We start from the raw sequence: 12,254 nt of genomic DNA, 5'->3' as shown, positions 1-12,254 counted from the left end.
CACATCACCGCGGGGCTCAAGCACCGCTTCCACCCCGCCTTTGTACTCTGGCTCGCCTTCATGTGGGTCCTGCTCATGGGCGAGCTGAGCTGGGGCAACGCCATCGCCGGACTCGCCCTGGGCACCCTGATCGTGCTGGCGCTGCCCCTGCCGCCTGTGCCGCGCCAGGCCACGCGCATCCACTGGGGCAAGCTCATCGTCTTCCTCATCGAGTGGTTCTGGGACCTGCTCGCGGCGTCGGCGAAGGTGGCGTGGCTCAGTTTGCGCCGGCAACCGCAGCCGAAGAACGCGATCCTGCGCGTGCCCATGCGCGTGTCCTCGGAGATGGTGGGGTACCTGGCCACCTGCGCGTACAACCTGCAGCCCGGCGGGTGCGTCACGGACATCGACGTGGCCAACCGCGAATGGACCATCCACGTCCTCGACGCCTCCACGCCCGAGGACATCGAGCGCGAGATACGCAACGTGCAGAAGCTCGAGCGGCAGCTGATCGACATCTTTGAAAGGTAGCCATGTCCCCCGCCACGTACCAGATCTTCCTCACCGTCGCCGCAGTGCTCGTCGCCGCCGGCTTCGTGCTCATGGCCTGGCGAGTCATCGTCGGCCCCAACTCCCTCGACCGCCTCCTGGGCAATGACGGCATCACCGCCTCCCTCCAGTGCGCGCTGGCCCTCTACATCTGCTGGACGCTCGACACCACCGTGGTCAACGTCATGATCGTCATCGCGCTGCTCGGCTTCATCGCCTCGCTCGCCGTCGCCCGCTTCCGCAAGAGGGACGGTGCGCTGTGAATTGGGATTGGGCATTGCTTACCGACGCAACCTCCCTCCTCTTCATCCTCCCCGGAGCGTTCATGGTGTTCAGCGCCGCCGTAGGCACGGTGCGCTTCCACTCCACGCTCGCGCGCGTCCACGCCATCACCAAACCCCAGACCACCGGCCTGATGCTGATGATCATCGGCACCATCATCCGCGTCACCGGCTCCCCCGCCTTCGGCGTGCACGAGCGCGGCGACGTGGGCATGATGCTGCTGCTCGTGGTCTTCGCCCTGATGACCAACCCCGTCACCGGGCAGCGCCTTGGCCGCATCGCCAGGCGCGAGGGCCTCTACGAACCGCCCGGCGCGGACGCAACCGTCCTGACCGTGAACGAGAACCCGGCCGACTACCACCCGGGCCGCGTGGACCCCACCAGCAGCTAAAGCGTCAGCTCGTCCATCTCCCGGCAGGTGGCGTCCACCACGGCGCGCCAGTCCCCCGTAGCCTCGTGGATGTCGCGCTGGCGCTGGTAGCCGGCGCCGCGCTCAATGATCTCGGGCACCAGCAGCAGTTCCTTCTCGCAGGAGAGTGACTTGGCGGTGGGCTGGAGGGCGTCGATAAGCGAGAAAAGCTCCTCCGTAACCAGCGCCTCATCCGTGGCGCGCGAGGTGATGATCTCCGCCTCCAAGCCGTAGCGCGCGCCGCGCCACTTGTTCTCCGCAACGTGCCAGGGCTGCAGGGTGGGCAACTCGCCGCCAGCCTCCAGCGTGCGGTCCAGGTGCACCACCAGCGCGTGCGTGAGGGCAACCACGGCCGCGAGCTCGCGCAGGTTAGACGTGGCGTCCGAGATGCGCACCTCGATGGTGCCCCACTTGGCGGCCGGGCGGACGTCGAAATGCATCGAGCCCGTGTGGCTGATCACGCCCGACGTCTGCTGATCCCGCATAAAGCCCACCCACTCATCCCAGCTCTGGAACTGGTACGGCATGCCCGCCGTGGGCAGCTGCTGGTAGAGCATGGTGCGGTTGGAGGCGTAGCCCGTGTCCAGGCCGTCCCAGCCCGGGCTCGAGGCGGAGATGGCCAGCAGGTGCGGGTAGTACGTCATCACCGCGTTGATGATCGGCCACACCTTGTCCTCGTGGCTCACCCCGATGTGGCAGTGGATGCCCCACAGGAGCATCTGCTGACCCCAGTACTGGGTGCGGTTGATGATCTCCTCGTAGGTGTGCTTCGGGCTCAGCGGTTGCTCGCGGAAATCCGAGAATGGGTGGCCGCCGCTGGCCCAGAGCTTCAGGCCGCGCTCGTCCGCGGCCTCGCGGATCTGGTCCAGCGTGCGCTGCAGGCTGTCCGTGGCCTCTCGAGTGTTGCGGCACACCGGGGTGACCAGCTCGATCGTGTTCTGGAGGAACTCCTTCTCCAGGTGGGTCTCGGGGTGGCGCTCGTGTACCGCGTCGATGACCTCGGCGGCGCGCGGGGCGAAGTCGCGCGTTGCCGGGTCCACCAGGCAGATCTCCCACTCAACACCGAGCGTGGAATCTGGCGAGCGCGCAAAATCGCGGAATGGATCCATGCCGGCAAGTGTATGCGCTCGCCCGCGCTTGACCGTCAATTGCATGCGGTTGCATGCGGTTCGGCGGGGCTTGCGAGGCGGGGTTTGTGAGGCGGGCGGACGCCCCCGGCGATGTGTGCTAGTGGCCTGCTAGCAGACAACGTCCAGACCCCGAAAAAGTCCCGCACCCACCCTTGACCGGGCGGGGCGCGGGACGTTGTGTGCTAGCAAGGCGGCCGCGCTGCTAGCAGACACGGCGGGAGGGGGCGCTTAGCCCGCGATCACCACCGTGATGGCGTTACGGCCGGTGGCCGCGGACGGCAGGCCGGCCGCGCCCTGCGGGAGGTCGCCCACCGCGCGCGGGGTGCCGCCCACGCGTCGGGCCACGTCCGCGGCGATCTGCTCAGCGCCGTTGACCTGCGGGTTGTAGAAGACGTAAGTCTCCGGGAACACGCCGTAGTTCTGCTCCGGCATGTTCATGGCGGCCGGGTCAGGCGAGTTGTTCGCAATTGCGTACTGCTGGTCCAGGCGCTTCGCCGTGTCGGTGGCGGCGTTCGGGATGCCGGAGTTGTTGTAGACGTACACCTGGGCGTCACCCGCGGTCAGTGCGGGGCCGGACGGCGCGGGCGCGGGGGCAGGCGCGGTAGCCTGGCCGTTCTGGCCCGCGTTAGCGGCGGGCGCGGAGGGGTTCGCGGCGTCGGCTGGCGACGCGGGCACTGCCGGGTTGGCGGGGCTGGCCTGCGCAGACGGGCTGGCCTGGCCGGCGGGGGCCGTTGCGGTGTTGACCACGGTGTTGGTGTTGACCACGGTGTCGGTGGCAACCGTGGAGGTCTGCGTGGCGGTGCCGTCGGTGTTGGTGGCGCTGCCGTTGCCGTCGTCGCGCTGGGTCAGGGCGTAAATGCCCCAGAGCAGCAGCAACGCGGCGACCGCGATCAGGATCATGGCCAAGCCGCGCTTGGGCACGCCGCCCGCGGCCGCGGCGGTGGAGCCGGCCGGGGCAGCGGCGGCGCCGCGATCATCGCGGTCCTCGTAGTCGTCGTCGTACTCGGTGTCCTCGGGCTCTTCGTTGATGTAGTTGCCTTCGGCGTAGCTGGAGTCGGGCTCGTCGAGGGCGTCGGGGCCTTCGTACCCGTCGGCGTCCTCGTAGTTCTCGGGCTCCTCGTAGTTCTCGGGCTCCTCGTACTCCTCGTACTCGGCGTACTCGTAGTCCGCGTCCTCGTCGGGGCGGCGGTGCGCGCCACGGTACTCGTCGCGCGGGTACTCATCGCGCGGGGATTCGTCGCGGGGGCCAGGGCCAGGAATGCGTGTAGTCACACGCGCCACAGTAGCCTCAAGTTGTGGTTGAGGGTTACGGCGCGCCGGGGTCGGCGCCCGTCTTCGCGTCACGCACCCGCTGCAGGCGCCGCACCAGCTGGGGCTGCGCGGCCAGGGCGTCCGGGGAGTCCAGGAGGGCGTTCAGGCGCTGGTAGTAGCGGATCGGCGCCATGCCCAGTTCCCGCCGGATCGCTTCCTCCTTCGCGCCCGCGGATCTTGGCGCGGTGGCTTCGAAGGTGAGGATGGCTAGGGAGGCGTCGTCAAGCATGCTCCCCCTACACGTACGCGAGCATGTCCAGCACACGCTGCGGCAGCAGCGGCCACACCACGTCCAGGATGTGGTTGATCAGGATCTGGCGGCGAACGGGGTCGAAGAGCGTCTGCATACCCCGCATAGTAGCGCTGGGTACATTGGACGCATGGCTATTCGACCGATCGTGATCTACGGCGACCCCGTCCTGCACAACCCCACCCAGCCGGTGACGCAGCCGGTGGAGGAGCTGGCCGAGCTGATCGCGGACATGCACGAGACCATGGACGCGGCGCACGGCGTGGGCCTGGCCGCCAACCAGATCGGCGTGCCGCTGCGGATCTTCGTCTACCACTGCCCGGACGGCGACGAGATGCGCCGCGGCACCGTGATCAACCCGGTGCTGGAAACCTCCGAGATCCCCAAAACCATGCCCGCGGACGACGGCGAGGACGACGAGGGCTGCCTCTCCGTGCCGGGCTACAGCTGGCCCACGGGCCGCGCGGACTGGGCCAAGGTGACGGGCCTGGACGAGAACGGCAACGAGATCGAGGTGGAGGGCACCGGTTTCTTCGCCCGCTGCCTCCAGCACGAGACAGGCCACCTGGACGGCTACCTCTACACCGACGTGCTCACAGGCCGCTGGAAGAAGGAGGCCAAGCGCACGGTGCGCGACGAGGGTTGGACGGAGCCGGGCCGCACCTGGCTGCCGGGCACGGATCCGGACCCGTTCGGCCACTAGCCGCGTGTCCCGCATCTTCCGCTCCGAGGCGGTTAAGCCGGGCGACCGCGTGGTGGTGCGCCGCCAGCGCGGGGACCACGCCAGCGACGTGATCGGCCACGTCATCGCCCTCGACCCGCTGGTGGTCCGCCCCCAGGCCGTGGGCGGCTTGCCGTCGCAGGCGCCCGCGATCGAGATCACCGAGCCGCACATCGTGCGCCGCCTCTCGCCGCGCACGGTGCGCAACTCAGGAATCCGCGCCATCGAGACCGCCTCGGCCAAAGCGTTTCCGGGATCGGAGCATTTGCTTATCGACGGCTGGCTTGCCCGCACCTCGACCGAACCTGCCCCGCGCTCCAACTCGGCCACGCCCATCGGCCACTCCGCCGGCTTCGCCCCCGTGCCGCTCGCGCCCCTGGCCGCGTTTTACGCCGAGCGCGGCGCGCCGCTGCAGCTGCTGGTGCCCGAGCGCATAGGCAAGCCGGCGCAGCGCCTCGTGGATGCCGCGCCCGGGAAGTGGCGCCTCGGCGGGGAGCTGCTGGTGATGTCGGTGGAGCTCGCCGAGGGCGCCTTCGACGCCGACCCCCGCGTGGTGCTCGACGAGGTGCCCCACCCGCAGTGGCTTGCCATGTGCCGCTACCGGGGCCAAGACCTCTCCCCCGCCGAGGCGCGCGACCTGGTGCGCCCCATCGACGGCCAGCTGCGCTTCGCCCGCCTCGTGCAGGACTCCGGCGCTGGTGCCGGCGCTTCCTCTGAACCCGAGACCGCCGCCGTGGCGCGGGTGGCGGTGACCACCTCGGAAGACGGCCGGGCATGGCTCGGCATCTCGGCGGTGGAGGTGGGTGAAAAGTGGCGTCGACAAGCAAACGGCTCCAAACTCGTGGAAAGCATCCTCGCGTGGGGCGCTGCCGCCGGCGTCGACGCCGCGTACCTGCAGGTCCAGGCGGCGAACGAGGCCGCGGTGGCCATGTACAGCAAGCTCGGCTTCGTCGAGCATCACCGCCACCGCTACGCCCGCCTGGGCTAGGGTGAGCACCATGCGAATTGCCACCTGGAACGTGAACTCGGTGCGCACCCGCGCCGACCGGGTGGCCGACTTCCTCGCCCGCAGCGGCACGGACGTGTTGTGCATGCAGGAGACCAAGGTGGCGGACGCGAAGTTCCCGTACTCCGTGTTCGAGGCCGCGGGTTACGAGGTGGCGCACGTGGGCCACAACCAGTGGAACGGCGTGGCCATCGCGTCGCGCGTGGGCCTTGACAACGTCCACACCGAGTTCCCCCGCCAACCCAAGTTCGCCAAAACCGGGGACCCGGCCGTGGAGGCCCGCGCCGTGGGCGCCGAGTGCGGCGGCGTGGAGGTGTGGAGCCTGTACGTGCCCAACGGCCGCGCGATCGGGGACCCGCACTACACCTACAAGCTGGAGTTCCTCTACGAGCTGCGCAACCAGGTCTCGCCGGCGCGCGAGCAGGTGTTCTGCGGGGACTTCAACATCGCGCCGCGAGACGAGGACGTGTGGGACATCGCCTGGTTCGAGGGCAAGACCCACGTCACCGAGCCGGAGCGCGCCGCCTTCCAGATGCTCGAAGAGGCCGGGCTCACCCAGGTCCGCCACGAGGACCGCTACTCCTTCTGGGACTACAAGTCCATGCGCTTCCAGAAGAACCAGGGCATGCTGATCGACTTCCTCATGGCCACCGAGCCCCTGCACGCCAAGCTCACCGGCGCCTGGGTGGACGTGGAGGAGCGCCAGGGCAAGGGGGCCTCCGACCACGCGCCAGTGCTCGCGGACTTTGACACGCGCGCCGCCGACCACGCCCGCGCCATCGACGAGGTGCGGTGACCCGCCCGCGATGACCCTGCTCGGCTCGCTGTCCACCTGGCAGCTGATCGGCCTGGTGGTGGACTACACCATCAAGTTCATCATGATCGGCATCGTGCCCGGCAACCGCAAGCCCTCCAGCGCGAACGCCTGGCTGCTGCTCATCCTCCTCGTGCCCGTGGTGGGCCTGCCCCTCTACCTGCTCATGGGCTCCACCTACGTCTCGCGCCGCCGCCACGGCATCCAGGCCCGCGCCCGCGCCGAGCTCGATCACTTGGACATCGCCGACGCGCCGGCCGCGCTCCCGCCCAACAAGGCCGCCATCGTGGAGCTCAACCGCGCGCTCACCGGCTACCCCGCCGTGCGCAGCGCCGCGCCCGCGCTCTGGACGGACTACGACCTCACCATGCGCAGGATCGCATCGCTTATCGACGCCTCCACCTCACACATCTCCATCGAAATCTACGCCGTGGCCTGGGACACCACCACGGCCCCCGTCTTCGAGGCCATCGAGCGGGCCGTCGCCCGCGGCGTCCACGTCCGCCTCCTCTTCGACCACATCGGCTCCCAGAAGTACCCCGGCTTCCGACGCCTGAAAAAGCGCCTCACCGCCATCGGCGTGGACTGGCACATGATGCTGCCCCTCGACCCCCTCCACGGCCGGTGGCGGCGCCCCGACCTGCGCAACCACCGCAAACTCGTGGTGGTGGACTCCCGCGTCGCCCTGATGGGCTCGTTCAACCTCATCGACCGCGGCTACCTCATGCCCGGCCACGTCCGCGCGGGGCGCCAGTGGGTGGACGCCTTCGTGGAGCTCGAGGGCCCGATCGTGGCCTCCTTAGAGCACATGTTCGCCGTGGATTGGTACACGGAGTCGGGGGAGCGGTTGGAGCTGGGGGGCGTCGACAAGCATGCGGCTCCTGACAGCGTGCTCCAGCTCGTGCCCTCCGGCCCCGGCTACGCGGGCGAGCCGAACCTGCGCATGTTCAACGCGATGATCCACCACGCGCGCGAACACCTCATCCTGTGCTCGCCCTACTTCGTGCCCGAGGACTCCCTGCTGGAGGCCATCACCTCCGCCTGCTACCGAGGCGTGCGCGTGGACCTGCTCGTGGGCGAGAAGGCCGACCAGTTCATGGTGCAGCACGCCCAGTCCGCCTACTACCAGCAGCTCCTCGCCGCCGGCGTGCACATCTGGGAGTTCCCCGCGCCGTACGTGCTGCACACCAAGTTCGCCCTCGCGGACCCCGGCACCGAACGGGCCGTGGGCGCCATCGGCTCCTCCAACATGGACATCCGGTCCTTCACACTCAACTACGAGAACAGCCTCTTCATCGCCTCCGGTCCCCTGCTGCCTGCGCTGGCCCAGCTTGCCGAGAACTACATCACCGTCTCCCGCGAACTCACCCTCGAGGCGTGGGACCGGCGGCCGTGGCCCCCCCCACCCGCCCAAAAAGCATAATGGCGCCAACAGGCATATTCCAAACAAGCGCATATGCCGCCCCGAAAGTCAGGACTCGGGATATGCCGGGTCGGGCTGGGAGATGTGTAGAGGGGACGGGGGGGGGGGGGGGGGGGTGCGGCGCCGTGGCCTCGGCACCTCGGCCGCCTGGCTGGGGTTGCCGTGGCCGCCGCCACTCGCCAAACAGGCATATTGGCGCAAACAGGCATATTCCAAACAGGCGTATTGGCCGCCGCGAAAATCTGACCTGGGGATATGCCGGTTTGACCCCCGCCAACCCGCTCCCGAATATGCCTGTTTGTAAAAACCTCTAGGGCCAGGCCCCATATCCCAGCGCCAGATCCCGCGCCCGGCCGACCCAACCCACCCAGACGGCCAGCCCAGCGCGCCCCATCGGCCACACCGGGCCCCTGGACACCACGAGCCCCACTGACCCCGCAGACCCTGCCGCCTCCACCCCGCCAAACAGGCATATTGGCGCAAACAGGCATATTCCAAACAGGCATATTGGCCCCCGTGAAAAACTGACCTGGGGATATGCCGGTTTGACCCCCGCCAACCCGCTCCCGAATATGCCTATTTGTGAAAACCCCAGGACCAGGCCCCATATCCCAGCGCCAGATCCAGCGCCATATCCCAGCGCCAGGCTGTCCCAACCCACCCGGACGCCAGCCCAGCGCGCCGCCTTGACCACACCGGCCTGCTGGACACCACAAACCCCACGGGCCCCGCAGACCCTGCCGCCGCCACCCCGCCAAACAGGCATATTGGCGCAAACAGGCATATTCCAAACAGGCATATTGGCCGCCGCGAAAATCTGACCTGGGGATATGCCGGTTTAACCCCCGCCAACCCGCTCCCGAATATGCCTGTTTGTGAAAACCCCCAGGACTAGGCCCCAGATCCCGCGCCCCACACCCCACCACACCCCGGCCGCGCCACCACACCGACGGCGCCGCGCTACAGAAATGTCGGCGCCGTCGGTGTGGTGGCTGTGCATGACCCGCCGTCTCGGCGGCGCCGCCGGCCCCGCACCGCGCCCCCCCCCCCCCCCCCCCGGCCGCGCCACCACACCGACGGCGCCGCGCTACAGAAATGTCGGCGCCGCGGCGGGAAGCACCGATGCCGGCCCCCGCATATCCGCCCGCCGCTTGGCCTCCAGGATCCGGGCGATGACCTCCGCTGGCCTGCGCCGCAGTTCTTCGGTGAATACGCGCACCACTTCGTAGCCGTAGCTCCTGAGCTCGTTTTCGCGCTCGAGCTGCGCGATGACCGTGGCGTGCGGCGTGTCCTCGAACTTCACGCGCCCATCGATCTCGATGACAACCTGCCCCCACAGCAGGTCAACCCGGTAGCGACCGAGGTAGAGCTGGGGTTTGGCGACGATCCCCGCGTCGAGTAGCACAAGGCGCGCCAACGTTTCGTACGTGGATTCTGAAAGATTGGTGGACAGCTCGAAGGCCCTCCGGGCGGTGCCAATTCCTTTCATTCCGCTCATGGCACGGAGTGTCCGCGAGATGTCGCCGTAGACCTCGCGCTGGGCCGCAATGTCTTTTCCGTAGTAGAGGCTGTCGATCGCAACCGTCCCTTCGCGAACCCCGTGCAACCGGGCGATATCCAAAGCCGTGCGCACGGGTCGCGTGTACCGGATGTCCCCGCTTTCCACGATGTCCCCCGCCGGCACCTTGCTGTAGATGTATTCGCACCCCGCCGGCCACTGCTTCTTCGGCGGTGGGTGCCCGTTCGGCGAGGCCAGCTCCACCGGCAGCACCTCCACCGGCAGCACCCACATCCCCGCCACCCGCGCCGCGGATCGCCCCGCGAGCACCGCCGAGTACATTGCCGCTCCCGTCGCGTACGAGCGGAGGAAGTGCTGCTCGTGTCGCTTCAGTTTGTCCCACTCGGCGCGCTCGATCCAGCGCGTCGCGGACAATTGCAGGAGCATCTGCTTATCGACGCCCCCTTTACCCACCAACAACCCCACCAACGCAACACGGTCCATGCGATCCCCCGAATGTTCCCCCGAACTTGTGGCCGCGCGCCCCCTCGGCGCGCACCCTGTCAGCGGGAACTGTAGCACCGCCCAAGCCGCCCCGCACGCCGAGCTCCAACCCGAGCGCCAGCCGAGCTCCAACCCAAGCCGAAGCCGACCCCCTACACGTCGCGGGCGGTGAGCGCGGCCACGCCGGCGGCCCACAGCGCCACGGCCCAGGCGGCGAAGATCCCCAGCGACGCGGCGGCGGAGAACCCGTGGGCGGGCTGGTTGGTCATGAAGGCGATGAGGTTACCAAACGGCAGGTACTTGGATATTTCGGCGCCCCACTTGGGTATGAGGCCCACGATGGAGTCCACAACCAGCAGCAGGCCCAGGCCGGCGACCACGGCACCGGCGGTGTTGCGCACGAGCCACCCGATGCCCTGGGTGAACAGGCTGACCAGCGCCATGCCCACCGGCACGGCCCACAGCGCGCGCTGGGTGGCGGGGTTGGTGGGCCAGGAGGCGGGGACGGGCGACAGGGCGTCGCCGAGCACGAAGGCGAGCACGAGCCCCACCAGCGTGGTCGCGGCGGCGATCACGGCGCCGAGCACGAGCTTCGCCACGGCCACCTGCCACCGCCTCGGCGCGATGCGGAAGTTGGTCGCGGGGATGCCGTAGCGGTACTCGGTGGTCACGATCATGGACTGCTGCACCACCAGCACGATCGCGGACGTCAGCGCCACGGTGGCGATCACGGTAATGGGCAGGTACGGGATCGTGCTCAGCCGCGCGGTCCACCCGAACAGCGCGCCGTAGAGCGCCGCCAGCACCACGTTCAGCCCGGACGTCCACCAGAACGACGCGGTGGAGCGCAGCTTGGTCCATTCGGCTCGGAGCAGGTTAAGCATTGTGTCCCTCCGGTGTGTGGGGCTGTTGCTTGCCGACGCCCCCTTCACCACCACCCGCCACATACTGCGCGTGGCCCTCGGTGGACTGGATGTACGCCTCCTCCAGGGAGGCGCGGCGCTCGGTGAGTTCGGCTAGGGGCACGCGGGCGTCGAAGGCGATGGCGCCGACCTCGTCGGAGGAGAGGTCGGGGACCTCGAGCACGGCGCGGCCGTCCGCGTCGGCGGCGCGCGTGAAGGCGGCCCCGGCGGCGGCAAGGGCGGCCTCGAGCGCCTCGCCCGCGCCAGCGCCCGCACCAGCACCAGCGCCCGCACCAGCACCAGCGCCAGCGCCAGCGGCGCGGACCAGGGTGGTCACGCGCGAGTTGGCGCGGATGAAGTCGTCCACGGACGTGTCAGCCACCAGCTTGCCGCGGCCGATCACGATGAGGTGGTCGGCGGTCTGCGCCATCTCGGCGAGCATGTGGGAGGACACGAGCACGGTGCGGCCCTCGGCGGCGAGGGTCTGCAGCAGGCGGCGCACCCAGCGGATGCCCTCGGGGTCGAGGCCGTTGACGGGCTCGTCCAGGATCAGGTACTCCGGGTCCCCCAGGAGCGCGGCGGCGATGCCGAGGCGCTGGTTCATGCCGAGGGAGAAGCCGCCGACGCGCTTGCCGGCTACCTCGGAAAGCCCGACCAGGCCCAGGACCTCGTCCACGCGGGAGGCGGGCAGCCCGGCGGCCTGCGCCTGCCACAGAAGGGAGGCGCGGGCGCTGCGGTTGGGGTGCACGCCCTTGGCGTCCAGCAGGGCCCCGACTTTCTGGGCGGGGTTGGGGAGGGCGGTGTACAAGGTGCCGTCGATAAGCGCGGTGCCCGAACTCGGCTTGTCCAAGCCCACGATCATGCGCATGGTGGTGGACTTGCCGGCGCCGTTCGGGCCGAGGAAGCCCGTGACGTGGCCGGGTTGGACGGTGAAGGTGAGGTCATCGACGGCCTGGACCGCGCCGTAGCGCTTACTCAGGCCCTGCACTTCAATCATGCGTGACAGTATGCCCTACGCGTCCCACACGGGCCCGAGCGCGGCGATGACCTGAGGCAGCGAGGCGGCGAAGCCGGGGTGCAGCTCGAGCGCGCCGAGCTCGTCGAGGGGCACCCAGCGCAGCTCCTCGCTCTCCTCGTTGGCCTGCACCGCGAGCGGCTCGGGCGCGCTCGCGAGCACGGTGGTGTAGGTCCAGCCCTGCAGGTCCGCGGTGACCAGCTCGCGGTGCACGGTGATGCGCGCGGTGTCCACGGCGCACTCCTCCACCGTCTCGCGCAGGGCGGCCTCGGTGGCGGTCTCGTGCGAGTCGCGGGCGCCGCCGGGGATGCCCCACGTGTCGCCCTGGGCGGTCCAGGCGGCGCGGTGCTGCATGAGCACGCGGCCTTCGGCGACGAGGAAGAGGCCCGCCGCGCCGTACAGGCCCCAGCGCTGTGCCCCGTCGGGGGTGCGGACCCATCCATTGCCGTCGCCAAGCATGC

General features: G+C 69.3%; 14 protein-coding genes. 7 read left to right on the top strand and 7 right to left on the bottom strand.

Annotation, left to right across the window (positions count from 1 at the left end; translation table 11 throughout):
• The first annotated feature begins 3 nt into the window (after positions 1-3).
• From BN4252_RS00285 to BN4252_RS00275, 3 genes are read left to right on the top strand one after another with little or no spacing between them, the layout of a single operon-like run.
• Positions 4-510 carry a Na+/H+ antiporter subunit E gene (locus BN4252_RS00285; RefSeq protein ID WP_066524050.1) on the top strand — a complete coding sequence of 169 codons (507 nt, stop codon included), beginning with the start codon at positions 4-6 and terminating at the stop codon, positions 508-510.
• Positions 511-512: 2 nt separating this feature from the next.
• A complete protein-coding gene (locus tag BN4252_RS00280; protein WP_066524014.1) occupies positions 513-791 on the top strand; it encodes a monovalent cation/H+ antiporter complex subunit F in 279 nt (92 codons plus the stop codon).
• Complete coding sequence (locus tag BN4252_RS00275; protein WP_262360137.1) at positions 788-1,201, top strand: monovalent cation/H(+) antiporter subunit G; 414 nt, start codon at positions 788-790, stop codon at positions 1,199-1,201. Before BN4252_RS00280 ends, BN4252_RS00275 begins: the two co-directional genes overlap by 4 nt.
• Here BN4252_RS00275 and BN4252_RS00270 read toward each other — a convergent pair.
• The 3 genes from BN4252_RS00270 to BN4252_RS00260 all read right to left on the bottom strand — a co-directional run bounded on the left by BN4252_RS00270 (position 1,198) and on the right by BN4252_RS00260 (position 3,889).
• On the bottom strand, positions 1,198-2,328 hold the full coding sequence (locus BN4252_RS00270; RefSeq protein WP_066524011.1) for a glutamate--cysteine ligase: 1,131 nt from the start codon (positions 2,326-2,328) through the stop codon (positions 1,198-1,200). The two genes, BN4252_RS00275 and BN4252_RS00270, sit on opposite strands and share 4 nt — an antisense overlap.
• 249 nt (positions 2,329-2,577) lie before the next feature.
• On the bottom strand, positions 2,578-3,621 hold the full coding sequence (locus tag BN4252_RS00265; protein ID WP_066524009.1) for a hypothetical protein: 1,044 nt from the start codon (positions 3,619-3,621) through the stop codon (positions 2,578-2,580).
• A 34-nt stretch (positions 3,622-3,655) separates the two neighbouring features.
• The gene (locus BN4252_RS00260; protein ID WP_066524005.1) at positions 3,656-3,889 is read right to left on the bottom strand and encodes a DUF3263 domain-containing protein; all 234 of its coding nucleotides are present in this window, start codon (positions 3,887-3,889) and stop codon (positions 3,656-3,658) included.
• A gap of 151 nt (positions 3,890-4,040) precedes the next feature.
• Here BN4252_RS00260 and BN4252_RS00255 point away from each other — a divergent pair, with 151 nt between their 5' ends.
• From BN4252_RS00255 to BN4252_RS00240, 4 genes are read left to right on the top strand one after another with little or no spacing between them, the layout of a single operon-like run.
• Positions 4,041-4,613 (top strand): peptide deformylase, encoded by a 573-nt coding sequence (locus BN4252_RS00255; protein ID WP_066524000.1) that lies wholly within the window; start codon positions 4,041-4,043, stop codon positions 4,611-4,613.
• A gap of 4 nt (positions 4,614-4,617) precedes the next feature.
• Positions 4,618-5,619, top strand: coding sequence for an N-acetylglutamate synthase, CG3035 family (locus tag BN4252_RS00250; RefSeq protein ID WP_066523998.1), 1,002 nt, complete (start codon positions 4,618-4,620; stop codon positions 5,617-5,619).
• A 10-nt stretch (positions 5,620-5,629) separates the two neighbouring features.
• A complete protein-coding gene (locus tag BN4252_RS00245; RefSeq protein ID WP_066523995.1) occupies positions 5,630-6,433 on the top strand; it encodes an exodeoxyribonuclease III in 804 nt (267 codons plus the stop codon).
• Between the two features lie 10 nt (positions 6,434-6,443).
• Complete coding sequence (locus BN4252_RS00240; RefSeq protein ID WP_066523991.1) at positions 6,444-7,874, top strand: phospholipase D-like domain-containing protein; 1,431 nt, start codon at positions 6,444-6,446, stop codon at positions 7,872-7,874.
• A gap of 1,087 nt (positions 7,875-8,961) precedes the next feature.
• Here BN4252_RS00240 and BN4252_RS11515 read toward each other — a convergent pair.
• The 4 genes from BN4252_RS11515 to BN4252_RS00220 all read right to left on the bottom strand — a co-directional run bounded on the left by BN4252_RS11515 (position 8,962) and on the right by BN4252_RS00220 (position 12,252).
• Complete coding sequence (locus BN4252_RS11515) at positions 8,962-9,876, bottom strand: endonuclease domain-containing protein (protein ID WP_066523987.1); 915 nt, start codon at positions 9,874-9,876, stop codon at positions 8,962-8,964.
• 152 nt (positions 9,877-10,028) lie between these two features.
• Positions 10,029-10,760: an ABC transporter permease gene (locus BN4252_RS00230; RefSeq protein ID WP_066523983.1), complete on the bottom strand. Its 732-nt coding sequence runs from the start codon at positions 10,758-10,760 to the stop codon at positions 10,029-10,031.
• The gene (locus BN4252_RS00225) at positions 10,753-11,775 is read right to left on the bottom strand and encodes an ABC transporter ATP-binding protein (protein WP_066523981.1); all 1,023 of its coding nucleotides are present in this window, start codon (positions 11,773-11,775) and stop codon (positions 10,753-10,755) included. Before BN4252_RS00225 ends, BN4252_RS00230 begins: the two co-directional genes overlap by 8 nt.
• Positions 11,776-11,790: 15 nt before the next feature.
• The gene (locus BN4252_RS00220) at positions 11,791-12,252 is read right to left on the bottom strand and encodes an NUDIX hydrolase (RefSeq protein ID WP_066523979.1); all 462 of its coding nucleotides are present in this window, start codon (positions 12,250-12,252) and stop codon (positions 11,791-11,793) included.
• Between the last annotated feature and the right edge of the window lie 2 nt (positions 12,253-12,254).

The sequence above is a fragment of the Corynebacterium bouchesdurhonense genome, from assembly GCF_900078305.2.
GTDB lineage: Bacteria > Actinomycetota > Actinomycetes > Mycobacteriales > Mycobacteriaceae > Corynebacterium > Corynebacterium bouchesdurhonense.
The sequence above is the reverse complement of the archived record's forward strand: the minus strand, read 5'-3'. Positions and strand labels throughout refer to the sequence as shown.

Excerpts from the sequence above, each read along its gene's own strand:
- BN4252_RS00230 (WP_066523983.1), bottom strand. The coding sequence starts at position 10,760 with ATGCTTAACCTGCTCCGAGCCGAATGGACCAAGCTGCGCTCCACCGCG.
- BN4252_RS00240 (WP_066523991.1), top strand. The coding sequence starts at position 6,444 with ATGACCCTGCTCGGCTCGCTGTCCACCTGGCAGCTGATCGGCCTGGTG.
- BN4252_RS00225 (WP_066523981.1), bottom strand. The coding sequence starts at position 11,775 with ATGATTGAAGTGCAGGGCCTGAGTAAGCGCTACGGCGCGGTCCAGGCC.
- BN4252_RS00245 (WP_066523995.1), top strand. The coding sequence starts at position 5,630 with ATGCGAATTGCCACCTGGAACGTGAACTCGGTGCGCACCCGCGCCGAC.
- BN4252_RS11515 (WP_066523987.1), bottom strand. The coding sequence starts at position 9,876 with ATGGACCGTGTTGCGTTGGTGGGGTTGTTGGTGGGTAAAGGGGGCGTC.
- BN4252_RS00255 (WP_066524000.1), top strand. The coding sequence starts at position 4,041 with ATGGCTATTCGACCGATCGTGATCTACGGCGACCCCGTCCTGCACAAC.
- BN4252_RS00270 (WP_066524011.1), bottom strand. The coding sequence starts at position 2,328 with ATGGATCCATTCCGCGATTTTGCGCGCTCGCCAGATTCCACGCTCGGT.
- BN4252_RS00260 (WP_066524005.1), bottom strand. The coding sequence starts at position 3,889 with ATGCTTGACGACGCCTCCCTAGCCATCCTCACCTTCGAAGCCACCGCG.
- BN4252_RS00280 (WP_066524014.1), top strand. The coding sequence starts at position 513 with ATGTCCCCCGCCACGTACCAGATCTTCCTCACCGTCGCCGCAGTGCTC.
- BN4252_RS00220 (WP_066523979.1), bottom strand. The coding sequence starts at position 12,252 with ATGCTTGGCGACGGCAATGGATGGGTCCGCACCCCCGACGGGGCACAG.